This window comes from Microbacterium sp. NPDC060132 (genome assembly GCF_042729675.1).
GTDB classification, from domain to species: domain Bacteria; phylum Actinomycetota; class Actinomycetes; order Actinomycetales; family Microbacteriaceae; genus Microbacterium; species Microbacterium sufflavum.
This window is the reverse complement of the sequence record NZ_JBHWXU010000001.1, coordinates 254,347-274,652: the sequence shown is the minus strand read 5'-3', so window position 1 is coordinate 274,652 and position 20,306 is coordinate 254,347. Positions and strand designations below refer to the sequence as shown.

Annotated in this window: 20 protein-coding genes and 1 tRNA gene; 13 read left to right on the top strand and 8 right to left on the bottom strand. The window is 72.5% G+C overall.

The window, feature by feature from the left end; translation table 11 throughout:
* Positions 1-34 precede the first annotated feature (34 nt).
* Both ACFWCH_RS01435 and ACFWCH_RS01430 read left to right on the top strand, forming a co-directional pair.
* Positions 35-907 carry an N-acetylneuraminate synthase family protein gene (locus ACFWCH_RS01435; RefSeq protein ID WP_136028661.1) on the top strand — a complete coding sequence of 291 codons (873 nt, stop codon included), beginning with the start codon at positions 35-37 and terminating at the stop codon, positions 905-907.
* Complete coding sequence (locus ACFWCH_RS01430) at positions 904-2,304, top strand: DUF6716 putative glycosyltransferase (protein WP_136028662.1); 1,401 nt, start codon at positions 904-906, stop codon at positions 2,302-2,304. The genes ACFWCH_RS01435 and ACFWCH_RS01430 overlap by 4 nt, the downstream gene beginning before the upstream one ends.
* 31 nt (positions 2,305-2,335) lie before the next feature.
* On the opposite strand, the gene ACFWCH_RS01425 is transcribed toward ACFWCH_RS01430, so the two are convergent.
* The 3 genes from ACFWCH_RS01425 to ACFWCH_RS01415 form a co-directional block, all read right to left on the bottom strand.
* Positions 2,336-3,202: an SDR family oxidoreductase gene (locus tag ACFWCH_RS01425; RefSeq protein WP_378802734.1), complete on the bottom strand. Its 867-nt coding sequence runs from the start codon at positions 3,200-3,202 to the stop codon at positions 2,336-2,338.
* Positions 3,203-3,362: 160 nt separating this feature from the next.
* Positions 3,363-4,142: an ABC transporter permease gene (locus tag ACFWCH_RS01420; RefSeq protein ID WP_136028664.1), complete on the bottom strand. Its 780-nt coding sequence runs from the start codon at positions 4,140-4,142 to the stop codon at positions 3,363-3,365.
* The gene (locus tag ACFWCH_RS01415; RefSeq protein WP_247637675.1) at positions 4,139-5,176 is read right to left on the bottom strand and encodes an ABC transporter ATP-binding protein; all 1,038 of its coding nucleotides are present in this window, start codon (positions 5,174-5,176) and stop codon (positions 4,139-4,141) included. Before ACFWCH_RS01415 ends, ACFWCH_RS01420 begins: the two co-directional genes overlap by 4 nt.
* Positions 5,177-5,238: 62 nt before the next feature.
* On the opposite strand from ACFWCH_RS01415, the gene ACFWCH_RS01410 reads away from it, so the two are divergent.
* From ACFWCH_RS01410 to arfB, 3 genes are all read left to right on the top strand, one after another.
* Positions 5,239-6,231, top strand: a complete 993-nt coding sequence (locus ACFWCH_RS01410) for a WYL domain-containing protein (protein ID WP_206252849.1) — start codon at positions 5,239-5,241, stop codon at positions 6,229-6,231.
* Positions 6,232-6,290: 59 nt separating this feature from the next.
* Positions 6,291-6,366: transfer RNA gene (locus tag ACFWCH_RS01405), tRNA-Met, on the top strand.
* Between the two features lie 50 nt (positions 6,367-6,416).
* The gene (gene arfB, locus ACFWCH_RS01400; RefSeq protein ID WP_378802733.1) at positions 6,417-6,857 is read left to right on the top strand and encodes an alternative ribosome rescue aminoacyl-tRNA hydrolase ArfB; all 441 of its coding nucleotides are present in this window, start codon (positions 6,417-6,419) and stop codon (positions 6,855-6,857) included.
* 9 nt (positions 6,858-6,866) lie between these two features.
* Here arfB and ACFWCH_RS01395 read toward each other — a convergent pair whose 3' ends face one another.
* The gene (locus ACFWCH_RS01395; RefSeq protein WP_136028668.1) at positions 6,867-7,481 is read right to left on the bottom strand and encodes a TetR/AcrR family transcriptional regulator; all 615 of its coding nucleotides are present in this window, start codon (positions 7,479-7,481) and stop codon (positions 6,867-6,869) included.
* A gap of 69 nt (positions 7,482-7,550) precedes the next feature.
* Here ACFWCH_RS01395 and ACFWCH_RS01390 point away from each other — a divergent pair, with 69 nt between their 5' ends.
* Positions 7,551-8,831: an MFS transporter gene (locus tag ACFWCH_RS01390; RefSeq protein ID WP_240744482.1), complete on the top strand. Its 1,281-nt coding sequence runs from the start codon at positions 7,551-7,553 to the stop codon at positions 8,829-8,831.
* A 42-nt stretch (positions 8,832-8,873) separates the two neighbouring features.
* Here the strand turns inward: ACFWCH_RS01390 and ACFWCH_RS01385 are convergent, their stop codons facing one another.
* The 3 genes from ACFWCH_RS01385 to ACFWCH_RS01375 form a co-directional block, all read right to left on the bottom strand.
* Positions 8,874-10,952 (bottom strand): bifunctional lysylphosphatidylglycerol flippase/synthetase MprF, encoded by a 2,079-nt coding sequence (locus ACFWCH_RS01385; protein WP_378802732.1) that lies wholly within the window; start codon positions 10,950-10,952, stop codon positions 8,874-8,876.
* A 67-nt stretch (positions 10,953-11,019) separates the two neighbouring features.
* Complete coding sequence (locus ACFWCH_RS01380; protein WP_378802730.1) at positions 11,020-11,673, bottom strand: DsbA family protein; 654 nt, start codon at positions 11,671-11,673, stop codon at positions 11,020-11,022.
* Between the two features lie 67 nt (positions 11,674-11,740).
* Positions 11,741-12,181, bottom strand: a complete 441-nt coding sequence (locus ACFWCH_RS01375) for a hypothetical protein (protein ID WP_378802729.1) — start codon at positions 12,179-12,181, stop codon at positions 11,741-11,743.
* Positions 12,182-12,255: 74 nt separating this feature from the next.
* On the opposite strand from ACFWCH_RS01375, the gene ACFWCH_RS01370 reads away from it, so the two are divergent.
* The 3 genes from ACFWCH_RS01370 to ACFWCH_RS01360 are packed head-to-tail and all read left to right on the top strand — an operon-like array spanning position 12,256 to position 15,126.
* Positions 12,256-12,606, top strand: a complete 351-nt coding sequence (locus ACFWCH_RS01370) for a PLD nuclease N-terminal domain-containing protein (protein ID WP_136028489.1) — start codon at positions 12,256-12,258, stop codon at positions 12,604-12,606.
* Positions 12,603-14,267 carry a 2-succinyl-5-enolpyruvyl-6-hydroxy-3-cyclohexene-1-carboxylic-acid synthase gene (menD, locus tag ACFWCH_RS01365; RefSeq protein WP_378802728.1) on the top strand — a complete coding sequence of 555 codons (1,665 nt, stop codon included), beginning with the start codon at positions 12,603-12,605 and terminating at the stop codon, positions 14,265-14,267. Before ACFWCH_RS01370 ends, menD begins: the two co-directional genes overlap by 4 nt.
* A 16-nt stretch (positions 14,268-14,283) precedes the next feature.
* Positions 14,284-15,126, top strand: a complete 843-nt coding sequence (locus tag ACFWCH_RS01360) for a polyphosphate kinase 2 family protein (RefSeq protein WP_206252856.1) — start codon at positions 14,284-14,286, stop codon at positions 15,124-15,126.
* Between the two features lie 15 nt (positions 15,127-15,141).
* On the opposite strand, the gene ACFWCH_RS01355 is transcribed toward ACFWCH_RS01360, so the two are convergent.
* Positions 15,142-16,395 (bottom strand): isochorismate synthase MenF, encoded by a 1,254-nt coding sequence (locus tag ACFWCH_RS01355; protein WP_378802726.1) that lies wholly within the window; start codon positions 16,393-16,395, stop codon positions 15,142-15,144.
* 54 nt (positions 16,396-16,449) lie between these two features.
* Between ACFWCH_RS01355 and ACFWCH_RS01350 the strand changes: the two genes are divergently transcribed.
* The 4 genes from ACFWCH_RS01350 to ACFWCH_RS01335 are packed head-to-tail and all read left to right on the top strand — an operon-like array spanning position 16,450 to position 20,264.
* Positions 16,450-17,013: a DUF402 domain-containing protein gene (locus ACFWCH_RS01350; protein WP_378802725.1), complete on the top strand. Its 564-nt coding sequence runs from the start codon at positions 16,450-16,452 to the stop codon at positions 17,011-17,013.
* On the top strand, positions 17,010-17,729 hold the full coding sequence (locus tag ACFWCH_RS01345) for a class I SAM-dependent methyltransferase (protein WP_136028849.1): 720 nt from the start codon (positions 17,010-17,012) through the stop codon (positions 17,727-17,729). The genes ACFWCH_RS01350 and ACFWCH_RS01345 overlap by 4 nt, the downstream gene beginning before the upstream one ends.
* Before the next feature lie 43 nt (positions 17,730-17,772).
* Positions 17,773-18,834 carry a polyprenyl synthetase family protein gene (locus ACFWCH_RS01340; protein ID WP_136028851.1) on the top strand — a complete coding sequence of 354 codons (1,062 nt, stop codon included), beginning with the start codon at positions 17,773-17,775 and terminating at the stop codon, positions 18,832-18,834.
* Between the two features lie 56 nt (positions 18,835-18,890).
* The gene (locus tag ACFWCH_RS01335) at positions 18,891-20,264 is read left to right on the top strand and encodes an FAD-dependent oxidoreductase (RefSeq protein WP_378802724.1); all 1,374 of its coding nucleotides are present in this window, start codon (positions 18,891-18,893) and stop codon (positions 20,262-20,264) included.
* Positions 20,265-20,306 lie beyond the last annotated feature (42 nt).

The following is a 20,306-nucleotide window of genomic DNA, read 5'->3' as shown; positions in this document are numbered from 1 at the left end:
GACGGCGGCAACCCGCTCGACGACCGGAGGAACCATGACTGTCAGCATCGGCTCGCGTGTGATCGGCGGCGGCCGTCCGGCCTACGTCATCGCGGAGATCGGCCTCAACCACAACGGCGACGTGGACATCGCCAAGCGACTGATCGACGTCGCGGCGCGGGCGGGGGCCGACGCGGTCAAGTTCCAGAAGCGCACCCCCGAGATCTCCACGCCGGAGCACATGCGCGATGTACCGCGGGAGACGCCGTGGGGTGTCATGAGCTATCTCGACTACCGGCGCCGGGTCGAGTTCGGCCGCGACGAGTACGTCGAGATCGGCGACCACGCCACGCTGCTCGGGCTGGACTGGTTCGCGTCGCCGTGGGATGTGCCGAGCGTGGCGTTCCTGGAGGAACTGAACGTCGTGGCGCACAAGGTCGCCTCCGCGAGCCTGACCGACACCGAGCTGCTGACCGCGCTGCGCGAGACGGGCAAGCCCGTGATCCTCTCCACCGGCATGTCCACGATCGAGCAGATCGACCGCGCCCTCGACACCCTCGGCACCGACCGGGTCGTGCTGATGCACGCGACCTCGACGTATCCGCTGGAGCCGGAGGAGGCGAACCTGCGGGTCATCGCGACCCTCCGCGACCGCTACCCCGGCATCCCCGTCGGATACTCGGGCCACGAGCGCGGCCTGCAGATCTCGCTCGCCGCGGTCGCGATGGGCGCCGTCGCGGTCGAACGGCACATCACGCTCGACCGGACGATGTGGGGCTCCGACCACGCCGCGTCGCTGGAGCCGACCGGACTCGAGCACCTGGTGCGCGACATCCGGGTGATCGAGCGGGCGGTGGGCGACGGCGTGAAGCGCGTGTTCGACAGCGAGCGCGCCCCCATGGCCAAGCTGCGTCGCGTGCCGGCATGACCGACGCCTCCGGGCTGCGCGTGGTCGCGGTCGCCGATGCCGACTCGTTCGTGAAGTGGTCTGCCTCGCTGCTCGGCGCGGTGCCCGGTCTGCGCCCGCAGCTGCTGCTGGTGCGCACGCCCCTCACGGTGAGCGCGGAGCAGGAGCGCGCGGCGCGGGAGGGCACCGGGGTCGCGGCGACAGATGTCACCCGGCTCGACCTCGCGCAGGTGGCGGCGTGGCTGGACCGGCAGCGGCCCGACGCGGTGCTGCTCGCCGGTCGCGGGCCGTTCGTGCGGCTGCTCGGAGGCGTGATCGACTCGCTCGCGCACCGGCCCGTCGTCGTGTCGGGGCTGCCCGGTATGGCGATCCCGGCGCAGCGCGGGGCCCTGGAGTACCGGCGTCACACCGACCTGCTGATCGTGCACTCCCACCGCGAGGTCAGGGCGTTCGCCGAGCTGGGGGAGCGGATCGGGGTGCCGGTGCCGCTGGCGCTCGCGACCCTTCCGTTCGCACGGGGCCCGTACGGCGGCCGGAGGCGGGCGGAGCGTGCCGAGGCGCGGATCCTCGCCGGAGGGGCGCCGCGGGCCGCCCTCGCCGACCGCCCGACGGAGCCGGTGGCCGACGCGGAGCCGCGACCGGGTGCCACGGACGTCGTCTTCGCCGCCCAGGCGCTGGTGCCCGCGGATCGCGCGGCGAGGGCCGACATCGCGGCCCTGCTGGTGCGCACCGCCGAGGCCGACCCCGACCGGCGTGTGGTGGTGAAGCTGCGTGCGCGACAGGGCGAGGCGGAGACCCACCTCGACCGCGAGCCCTACACCGGGCTCTTCGGGGCCGCGCGGCCGCGGAACCTCGTGTTCTCGCACGCCCCGATGGACACGGCGCTGGAGACGGCGGCCGGGCTGGTCACCGTGAGCTCGACGGCCGCCGTGGAGGCGCTGGCGCACGGGGTGCCGGTCATCGCGCTCGACCGCTTCGGGGTGAGCAAGAGCCTGCTCAACACGGTGTTCGTCGGCAGCGGGCTGCTGGGCGGGGCGGGCGAGGTCGTGGCCGGACGCTTCCGGCGCCCGCACCCGGCCTGGCTGTGCGACAACTATTTCCACCCCGCCGCCGAGTCGGACTGGTGGGACCGGGTGCAGGAGCTGGTCGCGCTGCGCCGAGCGGGCGCGCTGCCTCCGCGCCGGGTGCCCGCCGCGCGCGGGGGTGCGCTGCACGAGGCCTGGCACCGGGCGAGTGTGCTCGGACGGGAGGACCGCAGCATCTCCGGACGGCTCGCGCTCGCGGTCGGAGCCCCGGCGGTGCGGCTGCTGTCCGGCGTCCGCGCTCGCCGCAGTCCGGAGGGCGCCTCCACGTGGGCGGACCCGTCCACGGACTACACGCTCGAGCCGAACCCGTTCGCCGACTCGCTGCGTCGCTGAGCCCCGGCTCGTCCGCCCGGGTCGTGGTGCGTCAGAGGCGGCGCCAGTCGTGGCTCTCGACCGCGGCGCCGGCCTGCGGGCCCATCTGCAGCATGCCGCCGTCGATCACGACCGAGGCCCCGGAGATGTAGGCGGCTTCGGGCGAGGCCAGGAAGGCGATCAGCGCGGCCACCTCGCGCGCGTCCCCTGGTCGTCCGAGCGGGATGCCGGGGCGGTCCTCCGTGTGCGGGTCGGTGTCGGTCTGCCCGGTCATGGGTGTGGCGATCTCGCCGGGGGCCACGCTCACCGCGCTGATGCCGTGCGCACCGAGTTCGAGCGCCAGGTTCTTCATGAGGCCGCCGAGCCCGTGCTTCGCGGCGTCGTACGCGCTCGCCCCGACCATCGGCTGATGCTCGTGCACGCTGGTGACCGCGATCAGCCGGCCACCGCGTCCGGCCGCGACCATGGCCCGCGCCGCCCGTTGCAGGCACACGAACGCGCCGGTGAGGTCGGTGTCGACCACGCGGTTCCACTCGTCGAGGGTCACGTCGAGGAACGGGGTCTGCAGTCCCGCTCCGGCGTTGTTGACGAACACGTCCACCCCGCCGAGCTCGGCGATCAGGCCGTCGACCGCGTCGCCGCACGCGGGGATGTCCGCCACGTCGAGTCGGGCGACCACGGCCCTGGCGCCGTGGCTGCGCACCTCCTCCGCGGTCTCCTGGGCGCCGGCCTCGTCGCCGTGCCAGGTGATGCCCACGTCGATGCCGGCCGCGGCGAGGGCGACCGCGGTCGCGCGGCCGATGCCCGAGTCCGCGCCGGTCACGATCGCGCGTCGGGCCTCGGCTTCCAGGCGCGCCTGGGGCTCCCCGGACTCCAGGCCCGTGGTCGGCGTCTTGTCGTTGTGCTGCGATTCGGACATGCGGCCCTCCTGCTGCTCGTGGTCGTGCGGGCGACGATACGAGGGCCGAGGGAGCACGGTCGATGCGCTTGACGGCGGCGGGTGGCGGCGCTAGCGACCCGATGCCCCGCGGCGGTGGCCCCGCAGACGCGAGGCCGCCGCCGCGGGCGTCGAGCGCGGGTCAGTTGCTGCGGCGGATGGCGCGCACGCCCACCACGAGGCCGACCGTGGCCACCGCGAGTGCGGCGATCCAGCCCCACAGCACGGTGAGGTCGCCCAGGTCCCCGGCGAACAGCGCCCGCTCCGCCTGCACGACCCAGTTCACCGGGTTGACCGTCGCGACCGCGCGCATCCAGTCCGGCGCGGCGTCGAGCGGCAGCAGCATCCCCGACAGGATCAGCAGCGGGAAGATGAGCGACTGCTGCACGCCCCAGAACAGCCACTCCCGGTCTTTGGTCGCGAGCGCGAGCGAGTACGAGAGCGAGCCGAGGCCCACCCCGAACACGGCGAGCAGCGCGAGGCCGATCAGCAGGCCCGGCACGTCGACCGCGAACCCGAACGGCCATGCGATCAGGACGATCACGAGGGCCTGCACCACGATCGGCGCGATCTCCTTCAGCGCGCGGCCGACGAGGAGGGACGACCGGGCGAGCGGGGCGACGAGGGTGCGCTCGTGCGAGCCGGTCATCATCTCGTACTGGAGGTTCGACCCGGTGGCGCCGGTGCCGAACAGCACGATCATCACCAGCACACCCGGCACGAACCACGACAGGGTCTCGCCCGCGGGCTGTCCGGACTGGCCGATCAGCAGCGGGGCGAACAGCCCGAGGAACACCAGGGGCTGCAGCAGGCTGAAGATCAGGGTGAACGGGTCCCGCACCACGGGCTTGAGCTCCCGCGTCAGCACGTGGCGGGTGTCGCGTGCGAGGTTCGGGCGCACGAGCGTGTCGGTGGTGGTCATGAGAGGACTCCTGTCGTGGTCGGGGTGGAGGCGGGCGTGGGCTCGTCCGTGGACTCGGGGGATCCTGCACCCTCGCCCGCATCGCGCAGGGTGCGTCCGGTGAGGGCGAGGAACACGTCGTCGAGTGTGGGCGGCACTCCGGTCGCGCGCTGCACGACGATGCCCGCGGCGTCGAGCTCCCGCACGACAACGGGCAGCAGCCGGTCGCCGTCGGGCACCGCGAGGGAGAGGGAGGCGTCATCCCGCACGACCTCGGCCGGGCTCCGTCGGGCGACCACGGTGCGCGCCCGCTCGGCCTCCGCGGCGTCGGCGAACCCGAACGTGAGCACGTCGCCCGCGAGGGTGGCCTTGAGCGAGGCCGCGTCGTCGTCCGCGATGATGCGGCCCTTGTCCATCACCATGACCCGCTCGGCGTAGCGATCGGCCTCCTCCAGGTAGTGCGTGGTGAGGAAGACCGTGGTGCCGTGCTGTGTGCGCAGGTCGAGGATGTGCTCCCACAGGTTCGCGCGGCTCTGCGGGTCGAGCCCCGTGGAGGGCTCGTCGAGGAACAGCAGGGGTGGTGCGTGCATGAGCCCGAGGGCGATGTCGAGCCGGCGCTTCTGCCCGCCGCTGAGCTGCTGCACGGTGCGGCCCGCGAACGACGACAGGTCGAGCGAGTCGATGAGCTCGTCCGCCCTCCGCACGCTGTCGCGCTTCGTCAGGCCGTAGAAGGCGCCCTGGCTGAGCAGTTCGTCGCGCACGCGCTGGGAGAAGCTGCCGCTCGTGAGCTGACCGACGTAGCCGATGCGCGCGCGGACGCCCGCGGCGTCGGTGCGGATGTCGTGCCCGACCACGCGCGCGCTGCCGGCCGACGGCGGGATCAGGGTGGTGAGCATGCGGAGGGTCGTCGACTTGCCGGCGCCGTTCGGGCCGAGGAATGCGACGAGCTCACCCCGCACGGCGCTGAAGGAGACGTCGGTGACCGCGTGCACCGGCGCCTTTTTGACGGTGAAGGTCTTGGTCAGGCCTTCGGTCTCGATGAGGGTTTCGTTCATGGAAGCGAGCGTAGAAAGCAACGCGGACACATCCTGTCCGCATCGTCTGCCAATCTGAGGTCATGTCCGACACCACCGCCCGCGCCCTCGCCCTGCTCAACCTGCTGCAGACGCACCGGCACTGGCCGGGCACGGAGCTCGCCTCGCGACTGGGCGTCACCGAGCGCACCGTCCGCCGCGACGTCGACCGCCTGCGCGAGCTGGGCTATCGCGTCGAGTCCACGCCGGGATCGGCCGGCGGCTACCGGCTGGAGGCGGGGAGCGCCGTGCCGCCGCTGCTGCTGACCGACGACGAGGCGGTCACGATGGCGATCGGCCTGCGGGTCGCCGCCACGCAGCAGATCGTCGGTGGCGCGGAGGTGACGCTGACCGCGCTGGCGAAGCTGGAGCAGGTGCTGCCCTCGGCGCTGCGGCAGCGGGTGAACGCGCTCGCCGCGGCGGTGCAGCCCCCGCGGATCGGCGCGGGACCGGTGGTGTCGCCCGTGGTCATCGGCGAGATCGCGCTCGCCACGCGCGACCACGAGCGGCTGCGGCTGCGCTACGTCGACGGGCAGGGGGAGGAGAGCGTGCGGCGCGTGGAGCCGCATGCCCTCGCCCCGGCCGGACGCAAGTGGTTCCTCCTGTGCTGGGACCTCGACCGCGAGGACTGGCGCACGTTCCGCGTCGACCGCATCACGTCCGTCGAGCACACCAGGGTGCTGTTCGCGCGGCGCGAGCTCAGTGCGCAGGAGATCGAGGAGCGGGTGCTGATCGCGGCGTCGTGGTCGCCGCAGAAGATCGAGACCGACGCGGTGATGGAGCTGCCGCTGGCGGAGATGCAGGAGCGGTTCGGGCCGTGGGGACAGGGCGCCACGGCGGAGGGACCCGACCGCACGCGCTGGCCCTTCGGCGGCGCGGACTGGCGGGAGGCGATGTACGGACTGCTCTGGATCCCCGCGGGCGTCGAGTACACCACGAGCTTCCCCGAGCCGCACCGTGCGGAGCTGCGCGAGGCGGTCGAGCGACTGCTGCGGGCGCTGGACGCTCCGGCGCCCGCGTCATCCGCGGACTCATAGGGTCATCCCAGGGAACGACCCTGGCGGGGAACATCACGGCCAGGTAACGTCAGTGCCATCGCGGCGATCCGGGCGGTCCCGGGCCCCGGCTCATATCCGGAGGCGTTGCGGGTTCGACTCCCGCCGTCGCGTCCACTCCCTGAGGCGTTCACGTCCGCGTCCACGACATGGCGCATGATGGACGGATGCCCACCGCCCCTCGACCCGGACTCCGCGTCACGGCCGGTCTCACGATCCCCGACGCCGAGCTGTCGTGGCGCTTCTCGCGCTCCTCCGGCCCCGGGGGACAGGGGGTGAACACGGCGGACTCGCGCGTGGAGCTGGTGTGGGACGCCGCGGGTTCCGCGGTCCTGTCGCCGGTGCAGCGCGAGCGGATCCTGGAGCGGCTGCGGGGACGGCTCGTCGGCGGGGTGCTGACGATCGCGGCGTCCGAGCATCGGGCGCAGCTGCGCAACCGGGAGGCCGCACGCGAACGCCTGGCCGCCCTGGTGGCGGAGGCCCTGCGTCCGCCCGCCCCGCCGCGCCGCGCGACGAAGCCGAGCCGCGGCTCGAGGGCGCGTCGGCTCACGGCCAAGCACCGCCGCACCGACGTCAAGAGCCTGCGGCGTCGTCCGCGCGAGGAGTGAGGGAGCCGCTCAGCCGGAGTCGCGGGTGAGCCGCTTCTCGACGGGGCCCCAGCCCTCCTCCAGCACGGTGAATCCGGCCTCGAGGATGTCGCGCTGGTCGTCGCTCTCGGTCACGAGGATCTGCATCTGCAGGATGAACCGGGAGTACACGCGGATCTCCGCCGTGGGGGCGGTGAGCCCGAGCTCCTCGGCGATCGCGTCGGCGAGGGCGTCTTCGTGCCGCAGCCACATCTTCGCCGCGTAGTCGCGCAGGGCCGGCGTCTCGTTGAGGAAGCGCAGGAAGGTGCGGGCGACGTCGTCTCCGTGCTCGTCGAGGTTGGCGCCGATCTCGGCGGCGTAGAAGTCATGGATCGCGCGGTTGATGGTGACGCCGGTCCTGCGGTCGCGCACGGCGGCGACGAGGCGGTCGCGCTGCTCGTCGTCCTCGTCGAAGACGAGCGCCTCCTTCTGGGGGAAGTGGGCGAAGACGGTGGTCGGGGAGACGTCGGCGGCGTCGGCGACCTCGCGGATGCTGACGTTGTCGAAGCCGCGCTCGAGGAACATCCTCGTCGCGACGTCGGAGATGTTCTTGCGGGTCGCGGCCTTCTTGCGCTCGCGGCGGCCGAGGGGCGCGGGGGTGGTCATGAGAGCCAGGCTACCGCGCTCGGTACAAAAGTGGCTTGACACCAAAACTGGTATCGCTACACTTTCGGTATGACTTCACCCATCTCCTCGGTCCGTGGTGCCACCCGCGCCTGGATCATGCTCATCGTGCTGACGATGCTCACCGTCATCGGCATGACGGTGGTGCTCCCCGTGCTGCCGTTCGTCGTGCTGCAGTACGTCTCGCACGAGCGCGACCTGGCCCTCTGGGTCGGCGTGCTGGAAGCGGTCAACGGCCTGTGCGCCTTCCTCGTCGCGCCTTTCCTCGGCCGGCTCTCCGACCGGTTCGGCCGACGGCCCGTCATCATCGCCGCCGCCTTCGGTGCCGCGTTCTCCATGGCCCTGTTCGGCATCGGCGGAGCGCTCTGGGTGCTCGTGCTCGCCCGTGTCATCCAGGGGCTGACGGCGGGCGACCTGCCCGCGCTGTTCGCCTACCTCGCCGACATCACCCCGCCGGAGAAGCGTGCACAGCGCTTCGGCCTGCTCGGAGCGCTGACCGGCATCGGCACCATGATCGGCCCGGCCGTCGGCGGGCTCCTCGCGGCGATCGACCTGCGCCTGCCCGTGTTCCTCACCGCCGCCGTCGCCCTGGTGATCGCGATCCTCAGCATCTCCCTGCTGCCGGAGAGCCTGAAGCCCGAGAACCGCATCCCGCGGATCACGCTGCGCGCCGTGCAGCCGTTCGCGGTGTTCCGCGAGGCGTTCGGTCGCCGGGAGCTGCGCGGCCTGATGATCGCGTTCGGCCTGCTCGCGCTGCCGTTCGGCTTCTTCGTCAACAACTTCAGCATCCTCGCGCTCGACGCCATCCAGTGGGGGCCGACGCAGATCGGGCTCCTCACAGCGGGCGTGGGGATCGTCGACATCCTCATCCAGGGCGTGCTGCTGGCCATCCTGCTTCCGCGGATGGGGGAGCGCGGCGTGATCCTCAGCGGCATCGTCGCCCAGGCGATCGGCCTGGCCGGTCTCGCGGTCGTCGCGACGCTGATCGCCCAGCCGTGGCTGTTCATCGTCGGCGCGCTGCTGCTCGCCGCCGGACAGGGAGCCGCGCAGGCCGCCATGGACGGCGCGATGTCCAACGCCGTCGGCGACGACGAGCAGGGCTGGCTCGGTGGCGCCACCCAGTCGCTCAACGCCGCGATGGGCACGGTCGCGCCGCTGATCGCCGCGGCCCTCTACACCGCCGTGAGCCACGCCGCCCCCTACTGGCTCGGGGTCGGGCTCATGGCCGTCGCGGGGATCGTCGTGGCACGCGCCCACATCGCGAACACCGCGAAGCGCCCGCGCCCCGCACCCTCCGGCCCGGCGCCCGCGGAGCTCGTGGCCGCCGAGTGACAGCTCCGCGGGGTGCCCCGGTGATGCGGTGCACCCCGCGGCTCAGTCCTTCCCGCCTCCGCGGACGAGTTCCAGCCCGGCACCGGCGAACTGCCGCAGCGTGGCATCCGGCAGGAACGCCCGCGTCAACGCGCCGCCGATCCGGGTGAGGTCGCTCTCGTCGCGGAACAGCAGGTACATGGTCTCGTAGCGCGGGTGGAACTTCTGCTTGAACCGGTGCAGCGAACCGAACCCGTACACGGGTTCCAGAGCCTCCGCGAGCCGGTCGCTGAGCGCCGCGATCATGCCCGCGTCCGGCGGGTAGTCGTGCGCGAGCGGAGCCCCGGAGAGCGACATGATCTGCGCGCCCTCGTCGGAGAACTGCTTCGCGGACGACCCGATGAGGTACTCCATGACGGGGCCGAATCCGCCCTCCCTGCGGCGCATCAGGTCGAGCGTCCACCCCCGCACGACGCCGCCCTCGCCGTAGATGGGCAGCCAGGAGAGGAAGCCGTCGACGTCGCCGTTGGGGGCGATGGCGAGGGCGAGCCGTACCTCCGGATCCTCCGCCTCCTCGAGGGTGCCGAGTGTGAAGCGCATCTCGGGGAGGTCCTTGTCGCCGACCCAGGCCTCGGAGATCGCCCGCAGCTGCTGCTGCACCCCCCAGGGCTCCTCCTTCAGATGCGTCATCCGGAACGTCATGTCCTCGCGTCCTGCCTTGTTGAGGGAGGTGCGCACGGAGTTCCAGCGCTTTCCGGTGAACTCCAGGCCCGGCAGGTCGACGATCGTGTCGTCCGCCACGACCAGGCTCCGCCAGGTCTCCGGCACCGCGGCCCGCGTGGCCTCGTCGGCGCTGAAGAAGCAGGGGATGAGCCCGGCGCCCTCCGCCGCGCGGATGAAGTCCCGCACCGCATCGGTGCGGCGTTCGCGCGGCCCGATCGGATCCGCCAGTGCCAGTGCCACGCTGTTGCGCCGCTGATACGCGACGATGCCGCCGTCCACGCGCGCGAACGCGTTGCCCTCCCAGGTGGTCATCCACGACAGGGTGCCGCCGCCGTGGGTCTTCAGCTCCTTCTCCAGGTCGGCGAGCGTGGGTGCCGGCTGCGCGCCGAGCTTCGACCGCCGTCGGGCTCGGAACGCCCGCCGCACCACGATCAGGTAGACGAGGATCAGCAGCCAGAGCATGCCGCTGGCGAGGGCGAGCTCGGTCTCGCCGTCGATCTGCAGTTCGAGCTGTGCCTCGCTGGTCAGGATGATCAGCGCCAGGATGAGCGCACCGGAGAGCACGTTGAGGCTGGCGAGGATGATCGCGAGCACCCACGCCCATCGCCGACCGCGACGCAGCCCGTTCGCGATGAGCAGGATGACGGCCGCGTCGAGCGCGGTGTCCAGGAATCCGCCGGAGACGGGTGCGGTGGGGCCGAAGGGGCCGTCGGTCGGGACCAGGACGGTGATGACCTCGGTCGCCAGCAGGAGCAGCACGGCCATGACCGCGATGAGGCGCTGCTCGCGGACCGTCGTGTGCCGCACGCGCAGGCTGCGGTCCACCGCGAGGATCAGCAGCACCGCCAGCAGATGCTCGAGGTCGGCGACCTTGCCCCAGAACATCATCGCGATGAAGACGAACCCGAGGAGGATGAGCCAGCCGCGTACCCGCCACGGGGGACGGAACAGGCCGACGGCTGCAGCGATGCAGGCCATCGTGCCCCCGGACGCGCCCACGTCGAGCGCGCGCGCCTGCTCCGCCGCCCACGCCCACTCGAACTGCGACAGCAGCAGGAGCAGCAGCGCGGTGGCGAAGATCGCGAAGAGCTGTCCCACCACGTAGTAGGCGATCGCGACGCGGCTTCCGCGACGGAACTCCAGGTACCCCATGCCCCAGAAGCCGGCGATCGTGAACAGGTATACCCACGGCTGGTTGACGAAGAACGTGCCGGTGACCGGCGTCCACCATTTGCCGTCCGACAGGTTGGGCAGGCCGTACGCGACCGAGGGGAACAGCTCCGAATCCTCGAACGGCCGCCACAGTCCCTGTGAGACGACGCCGACGACCAGGATCAGGCCCACCATCGTGAGGGTCGCCGGGATGCGCCGGGCGACGGTGATCAGGGGGCGCGCGGGAGCGGAGGCATCCTCGGACATGCGCTCAGCGTAGCGACGGGTCCCCCCGGCCGGCGGGACCCGGCCGGGGTATTCCGCTGCCGCCGGGTCAGTCCGCGACGGCCTTCGCGATCGCGTCCTCCAGATCGCCCCAGGCCGTCAGCTCGAGCATCTCGCCGTCGACGAAGAACGTGGGGGTGCTCGTGACGCCGAGTCGCTCGCCGTCACGCTTGTCCTGCTCCACCCGCGCGAGCGTGGCGGGGTCGGCGATGGCCTCGTCGTACGCCGCGAGATCGAGGCCCAGCTCCTGGGCGAACGCGCGGAACACCTCCGGGGTCTCCTCGGGCTGCTCGCCCCAGTTCGCCTGCGTCGCGAACAGGTGGTGGTACATGTCCTCGAAGCGGCCCTGCTGCGCGGCGGCCTCGGCGGCGAGGGCGGCCTGTGTCGAGTTGACGTGGCCGGGGAGCGGGAAGTAGCGCGCGACGTAGCGGATGTCGCCGTCGTACGTGTCGCGGAGCTCCTCGACGATCGGATAGAAGGCGCCGCACGCCTCGCATTCGAAGTCGAGGAACTCGACGACCGTGACGGCGCCGGGACCGCCCTCGTCGAGCACGTGCGAATCGGTGCGGACGGTCGGCTGGCGCTGGCCCGCGTCGGGGTCGGGCTCGTCGGCGCGCTGGGTGATGGCCCAGACGATGGCGACGATCAGCAGGACGACGGCGACGGCGATGGCGATCAGGGTCGCCTTGACAGGGGTTCTCACGGGGTTCTCCAGACAGGGGTACGACGGATGGGGGTGCCGCGGGCGCGGCGCGGAGTCGTCGTACGGCTCAGGTCCGGGAGAGGGACAGTTGTGCGAGGGAGGGGGCGAGCCGGCGCGGGCGGGGCGTCGCGCGCAGCGGCGGGGTCGTGCGGGGTGTCCGGCCGAGCGGCGTGCCGGGTCCGCGGAGCATGCGGCGGCCGAGGAGCAGCACCAGGGTGAGGCAGCACAGCGCCGCCGCGGTGCAGGCGACCGCGGCCATTCCGGTCGAGTCCTCTGGGGCGGCCACGGCGACGGCGGCGGCGACGGGGGCGCCGTCCGTGGTCTCCGCCTCCGCGGCGGAGGTCCCGGCGGCGAGGCACAGGGTCGCGTGGCTGTCGCCGGGGCCGTGCGCGGTGGACCAGGCGCCGACGACGAGGAGGAGCGCGAGGCCGACGGCGGTGACGACCCTGGCGAGCAGGATCCGCTCGGCGCGCGCTCGCGGGCTCCGGGTGGTCGCGAGAGGCGGCATGACCCGCGCAGTCTAGCAACGGGGCCTTTGCCTCTCCGGGGCCCCGCCCGCGCGGACACGCCTACACTGGAAGGGTGGCGAGACTACTCATCATCGGCGGCTTCCTCGCCGCCGTGTTCTGGGTGTTCAGCATCGTCGACTGCGCCGTGCAGCCGCCGACGCGGCACCGGGGTGTGCCCAAGGCCGCCTGGATCGCCATCGTCGTCCTGATCCCGGTCATCGGCGGCATCCTCTGGTTCGTGATCGGCCGTCGTCGCGCGAACGATCAGGGTGTGCAGCGCACGCTCGCCCCGGATGACGATCCGGCGTTCCTGCGCAGCATCAGCAAGGCCGAGCAGGACGCCCGGATCCGCCGTCTGGAGGAGGAGCTCGCCCGCCTCGACGAGGAGACCGACGAGCCGCCCACCGCGGATCCGCGCCCGTGACGTCGTCGCCCGCGTCGGACGCCGCGGCGTCCCTGTTCGCCGAGCTCGTGGCGAACGGCGTGCGCGACGTGGTGCTGTCGCCGGGGTCGCGCTCGCAGGCCCTCGCACTCGCTGCGGCGCGACTGTCCGACGACGGGGTGCTGCGGCTGCACGTGCGCATCGATGAACGCGTCGCCGGTTTCACCGCCCTGGGCATCGCACGCGAGACGGGCGTGCCCGCCGCGGTCGTGTGCACGAGCGGGACGGCGGTCGCGAACCTCCTGCCCGCCACGATGGAGGCGTTTCACGCGGGGGTGCCGTTGCTGCTGCTCACGGCCGACCGTCCGCCGGAGCTGCGCGGTGTCGGCGCCAACCAGGCCACCGTCCAGCCGGGGCTGTTCGACCCGTGGGTGCGCGCCACGGTCGACGCCCCGGTGCCGGGCGACGGCGACTGGCGGGGTCTGGCGGCCGAGGCCGTCGCCGCGGCCGTGGGCGTCGCCGACACCGCAGCCGTCCCGGGCGTCGCCGGCCCCGTGCACCTGAACCTGCCGTCGCGCGAGCCGCTGTCCGGGGCGATGCCCCCGGTCGACGTGCGCGACGGCGCGGCACCGGTCGCCGCCGTGTCCGAGCCGGTCGTGCTGCCGCGCGGTCCGCGCACGGTCGTGCTCGCGGGCGCCGACGCGGGTGCCGCCGCGGAGGAGCTCGCCCACACGGCGGACTGGCCGCTGATCGCCGAGGTCGTGAGCGGCGCGCGGTTCGGGCGTCGCCTCGTGCACGGCTACCGTCGGCTGCTCTCCCGCGACGACCTCGGCGGCCGCATCGAGCGTGTCGTCGTGTTCGGCCATCCCACGCTGAGCCGTGAGGCCGCGCGGCTGCTGTCGCGCCACGACGTGGAGGTCGTGGCGGTGCGCCGCGGCGGGGAGGAGCTCGACCTCAACCACCGCACGCGCGCGGTCGCGGCGGTCACGGTGGCCCCGGGGGAGCCCGACCGCGAGTGGCTCGGGCAGTGGATGCGGGCGTCGGCTGCCGAGGCCGTCGACCTGAGCGAGCAGGCGCCCGACGCCGATGCCCTCGCGTCCACCGACCTCGCCGCCCGGCGCGACGCCGTCCGCGCGGAGCTCGACGCCGTCCGCCGCCCGCTCGACCGCGAGCGGCTGGTCGACGCGGTGTGGCGGGCCACGTGGCCGCACGACCGCCTCGTGTTCGGGTCGTCCCGGCTCGTGCGCGTGGCCGACGAGGTCCTGGCGGGCAAGAAGGTCCCGGTGCACGCCAACCGCGGGCTCGCGGGCATCGACGGCACGATCGCCACCGCCACCGGTATCGCGGTCGCGAGTCAGGCCGCCGGCGCCCCCGGGATCACGCGGGTGCTGCTGGGTGATCTCGCGTTCCTGCACGACGTCGGGGCGCTGCTGCTGCCGCCCGGAGAGCAGGAGCCGCGGCTGCAGGTGATCGTCGGCAACGACGGCGGCGGCACGATCTTCGACGGGCTCGAGGTGGCGTCGTCGGCGCCGTCCGCGCATCTCGACCGGGTCTTCTACACCCCGCATGGCGTGCGCCTGGAGCATCTCGCGCTGGCGTACGGGTGGGAGTATCAGCGCGTCACGACCCGGACGGCGCTGGATCAGGCCCTCACGTCCCCGCACGGCGGACGTCAGATCATCGAGGTGCCGCTGGCGCGGTGACTGGCAGGATGTGCGTATGAACGCGCACACCTGGACTCAGAACCTGCGGGTGGGGCCCGGCTTCCGCCTCGCCGATGTCGATCCGGACGCCACGCCGGGGTACGACCACGGCAAGTCGCGCGGGAGGGAGGACCTCGCCGCCGGGCTGGAGCGGTTGAACGACCTGCAGGAGCGTCTGTTCGCGCAGAGTCGGGTCGGCACGGCGCAGGACGCGGTGCTTCTGGTGCTGCAGGCGATGGACTCGGCGGGCAAGGGCGGCATCGTCCGGCACGTGGTCGGCGGTGTGGATCCGCAGGGCGTCGCGCTCGCCGCGTTCAAGGCCCCGACCGAGGAGGAGCGGCGGCACGACTTCCTGTGGCGCGTCGAGAAGCGCCTCCCGGAGCCCGGCTTCATCGGGGTGTTCGACCGTTCGCACTACGAGGACGTGCTGATCGGGCGGGTGCGGCAGCTCGCCGATGCCGCGGAGATCGAGCGCCGCTACGACGCGATCACCGCGTTCGAGGAGCGGGTCGCGGCCTCCGGCGTCCGCATCGTCAAGGTGATGCTGCACATCTCGCCCGAGGAGCAGAAGGCGCGACTCATGGAGCGGCTGGAGCGTCCGGACAAGCACTGGAAGTACAACCCGGGCGACGTGGACGAGCGGATGCTGTGGCCGCAGTACATGCAGGCCTACCAGACGGTGTTCGACCGCACCTCGACCGACGCGGCGCCGTGGTACGTGGTGCCGGCGAACGCCAAGTGGTACGCGCGGCTCGCGGTGCAGGAGCTGCTGCTCGCGGCGCTGCAGGACATCGACCCGCAGTGGCCCGTCGCCGACTTCGACGTGGAGGCGGAGAAGAGGCGGCTGGCCGCGAGCTGACCGGGGCTGTGGTCGTCAGGCCAGGGCGTCGACCAGGGGGCGGAACTTCACGCGGGTCTCCAGCAGTTCGCTCTCGGGATCGGATCCCGCCACGATCCCGGCGCCGGCGTAGGCGGTCACCGCGATCGCGCCTCCGGTCGCCGTGAACTGCGCGCACCGGAGCGCGATGGCCCACTCGCCGTTGCCGTCCGCGTCGACCCAGCCGACCGGTCCGGCGTAGCGCCCGCGGTCGAAGGGTTCCAGGTCGCGGATGGTGGAGACCGCCGCGGCCGAGGGCGTGCCGGCGACCGCCGCGGTCGGATGCAGCGCGCGCACGAGGTCGAGGGCCGATCTCCCCTCCTCGAGCTCGCCCTCCACATCGGTCGCGAGGTGGAACAGGTTCGGCAGCTTCAGGAGGAACGGCTGCTCGCTCGCGGCCAGCGCCCTGGTGTGCGGGCGGAGCTCCGTGAGCACGCTCTGCACCGCGTACTGGTGCTCGTCGAGGTCTTTGATGCTGGAGGCCAGGTGCGTCGACGCGGCCGTGTCGGCGTCGGCGTCGGCACCGCGGCCGATGGTGCCGGCGAGCACGCGCGCGGTGACGGTGCGGTCCTGCACGGTCACGAGGGTCTCCGGGCTCGCGCCGATGAGCCCGTCCACCGCGAACGCCCAGGTGTCGGGGTAGCCGGTCGCGAGGGCTCGCACGAGGCGCCGCAGATCGGACCCGGCGGGGACGGTGCCGCGCAGGTCGCGCGCGAGCACGACCTTGCTGAGCTCCCCGTCGGCGATGCGCTCGAGCGCGGCGCGGACCGCGTCCTGGTAGCCCTGGGGGCTCTGTGCGCCGGGGCCGACCGTACCGGCCCAGTGCGGACCGTACGGGCGGGTCTCGAGCGCTGTGGGTCGCGCGGTGTCCTCGGCCAGGCGGATCCGCGTCTCCCAGAACCGGTCGCCGTGGCGGCCGAGCACGCGGGAGGGGATCGTGAGCACGCTGTCGGCGGTGGACGACGGATCGAACGTGAAGGCGCCGAACGCCACGAGCCCGGTGCCCGGCAGCCCCAGGGGGTCGGTCACGTCGGCCTGGGCGGACAGCCCCCGCCAGAACGTCGCGAGGGCTTCGAGACGCGTCTGCCCCGGTTCGGCGGTCGGACGGATCTCGGCGAACGGCTCGCCGACCGCGACGATCCCGTCTCCACGGCGGAGCCAGGCGAGGGGGCGTGCGGGGTCGGCGTAGGCGAGGAGGTCTTCGACCGGGTCGATCTGTCGGGTCTCCACGACCAGGTGGGTGTGATGCACGTGTCCAGCCTAGGCCGCGGCGCCGGCGGCGATCCCGCGTCGTAGGGTGGGCGGATGAGCGACGCGCGCCCCGCACCCGGCACCGAGATGGTCTTCCAGTGGCGCAAGTGGGACGGGTCGCCGCACTGGCGGCACGAGTGCGTCTACCTGGGTGCCGATCACTGGGGCGACTGGGTCGGTCAGCCCGCCGGCTGGCACAGCGTCCGCCCGGGGGCGGAGTTCCACGCCGCGACGCCCAATGTGACGCTGGTCCCGCCGAGTCGCGACTTCGCCCTGACCGTGAACCGGCAGCACCCGCGCGGCCTGCGCATCTACATCGACCTCGGGTGGGAGGTGCAGTGGTCGGACGACCCGCTGCGTGCCGTCGGGATCGACATGGACCTCGACGTCGTGCGCGTGGAGGGGGAGCGCGGCACCTGGGTCGACGACCGCGACGAGTGGGCCGAGCACAGCGTCGTGTACGGGTATCCGGCCGACGTCATGACCCACCTGGAGGCGCTCGCGCTCGACCTGGAGGGGCGGGTGCGGGCGAGGGTCGCGCCGTTCGACGATGCCACCGCCGACGTCTGGCTCGACCGGCTGGAGGCGCTCGATCTCGCGCCTAGACTGAACGCGTGACCTCGAACGACAAGAACCGCGCCGACCTCGGCAAGGACCCCGCCCGCGTGAGCGGCATGTTCGACCAGGTCGCGGCGGGCTACGACCGCACGAACACGGCCATGACCTTCGGCAACGACGCCCTGTGGCGCGCCGCCACCACCCGGGCCGTGGCGCCGAAGCCGGGGGAGCGCATCCTCGACCTCGGGGCGGGCACGGCGTCGTCCTCGGCGTCCTTGGCCCGCAGCGGCGCGCAGGTCGTCGCGGCCGACTTCTCGCCGGGCATGCTCGCGGAGGGCCGACGTCGGCACGGAGCGATGCGCAACCTGTCCTTCGTGCAGGCCGATGCCACCGCCCTCCCGTTCGAGGACGGGGAGTTCGACGCGGTCACCATGTCGTACGCGCTGCGCAACGTGAACGACCCGAAGAAGGCCCTGCGCGAGCTCTACCGCGTGACCAAGCCCGGCGGGCGCTTGGTGATCAACGAGTTCTCGACGCCGCCGGGCAAGCTGTTCCGCGGGGCGTACCGCTTCTACAACGCCCAGGTGCTCCCGCGGGTGGCCCGGGTGGCCGGGACGAACGGCGATGCGTACGACTATCTGAACGAGTCGATCCGCGAGTGGCCGGACCAGAAGCGGCTGTCCGCGTGGATCCGCGATGCCGGGTGGCAGGACGTCGCGTACCGCAACCTCTCGTTCGGCATCGTCGCCCTGCACCGCGCGCGCAAGCCCGCGTGAGCACGGCGCGAACCGCGGCATCCGACGCGGGTAGGCTGGGAGCGTGACTTCGAGCCCCCACCCCCCGGGTTCGCGACTGGCGAGCCGTCTCGGCTTCAGCGATCGCGTGTTCATCGGCCCCGCCGGACGCCGGGTGGCCCGCACGATCGAGGACGGGCTCGAGCTCGTGGAGACCGGGCTCGCCGATGACGTCCGCGTGGCCGATCCGCTGGCCGACGCTGCGAGCCGCTATCTGTACGAGGCCGGCGGCAAGCGCATCCGGCCCGTGCTCACGCTGCTCGCCGCGCAGCTGGGTGACGGCAACACCCCCGAGGTGATCGACGTCGCGAAGGCGCTGGAGATCACCCACCTCGGATCGCTGTATCACGACGACGTCATGGACGGCGCCGACCGCCGCCGCGGGGTGCCCGCTGCCCATGCGGTCTGGGGCAACAACATCGCCATCCTCACCGGCGACATCCTGTTCTCCCGGGCCAGCCAGCTCATGTCGCGGCTCGGCGAGCGGGCGATCCGTCTCCAGGCCGACACGTTCGAGCGCCTCGTCCTCGGACAGATGCACGAGACGCTCGGTCCGCAGCCCGATGACGACCCGATCGCGTTCTACATCCAGGTGCTGGCCGACAAGACCGGTTCGCTCATCGCCGCGGCGACGCAGGGGGGCGTGATCTTCTCGAACGCGCCGACCGAGTACGAGGAGCCGCTGCGGGTGTACGGCGAGAAGATCGGCGTCGCGTTCCAGCTGCTCGACGACGTGATCGACCTGTCGGCCAAGCCCGAGGAGACCGGCAAGGTGCCGGGCACCGACCTGCGCGCCGGCGTGCCGACCATGCCCTACCTGCTGCTCAAGGCGCAGAAGGATGCGACGGCCGAAGACCTGGCGGCCCGCATCGACGACGGCGTCGCGCTCATCGCGGACGGAGCCGACCCCGCGATCCTCGACGGCCCCCTGGACGAGCTGCGCGACCACCCGGTCACGCAGAAGACCCTCGAGCTCGCGCATGCGTGGACCCAGGAGGCGATCGACGCCCTCCGGCCGTTGCCGCGCGGCACCGTGCGCGAGGCATTGACCCGATTCGCCGAGACCCTCGCCGAGCGCTCGAGCTGACGCGACCCGCGGCTTCGCGCCGCGTGACGGCGGCGACGGCATACGAAAGGACCTCCATGACCAAGCTCCGACTGGCCATCGTCGGCGCCGGCCCCGCCGGTATCTACGCCGCGGACATCCTGCTGAAGGCCGAGCGCAAGTTCGACGTCTCGATCGACCTGTTCGAGCAGCTGCCGGCCCCCTACGGGTTGGTGCGGTACGGGGTCGCCCCGGACCACCCGCGCATCAAGGGCATCATCACGGCCCTCCGCGATGTGCTCGACCGCGGCGACATCCGCCTGTTCGGCAACGTGCGCTTCGGCGAGGACATCACGCTGGACGACCTCAAGCGGCACTATCACGCGGTGATCTTCGCGACGGGCGCGATCCGCGACACCTCCCTCGACATCCCCGGCATCGATGCGGTCGGATCGTACGGCGCCGCCGACTACGTGAGCTGGTTCGACGGCCACCCCGACGTGCCGCGCGAGTGGCCTCTCGACGCGGAGTCGGTCGCGGTGCTCGGCAACGGCAACGTGGCCCTCGACGTGTCGCGCATGCTGGCCAAGCACGCGGAGGACCTGCTGGTGACCGAGGTCCCGGAGAACGTGTACGAGGGGCTGAAGGCGAGCGCTGTCACCGACGTGCACGTGTTCGGTCGCCGCGGTCCGGCCCAGGTCAAGTTCACCCCGTTGGAGCTGCGCGAGCTCGGGGAGCTGCGCGACGTCGACATGGTCGTGTACGACGAGGACTTCGACTACGACGAGGCGGCGCGCGACGCGATCGCCAGCAACAAGCAGGTCATGGTGATCGACCGCATCCTGCAGTCGTGGCGCAAGCGCGACTCCGTCAACAACGCGGGGGGAACGGCCTCGCGCCGCCTGCACCTGCACTTCTGGGCGAAGCCGGTCGAGGTGCGCAAAGACGACCAGGGCCGCGTCGCCGCCCTGGTGTACGAGCGCACGAAGCCCGACGGGCAGGGTGGCGCGATCGGCACGGGCGAGCTCCGTGAGGTCCCGGTGCAGGCGCTGTACCGCGCGATCGGCTACTTCGGCTCCCCGCTCCCCGGTGTTCCGTTCGACAAGAAGCACGGCGTGATCCCGAACCGCGAGGGCCAGGTGCTGGCGAAGGACTCCAACGAGCGCGTGCCCGGCGTCTATACGACGGGATGGATCAAGCGCGGACCTGTCGGGCTCATCGGGCACACGAAGTCCGACGCCATGGAGACCGTGCGGCACGTCATCAACGACCAGGGCTCCTGGTGGCACCCGGAGGATCCGTCGGAGGAGGCCATCCCGGCGCTGCTGGCCGAACGCGGCGTCGCGTGGACCGACCTCGACGGGTGGCACCGCCTCGACGAGCACGAGATCGCGTTGGGCGCCCCGCACGAGCGCGCCCGCGTGAAGGTCGTGCCGCGCGAGGAGATGGTGCGGGTGTCGCGGGGCGAGTGACCCGCCCGGATCGCCGCAGCGCGCCCGGGCCGGAGGAGCACT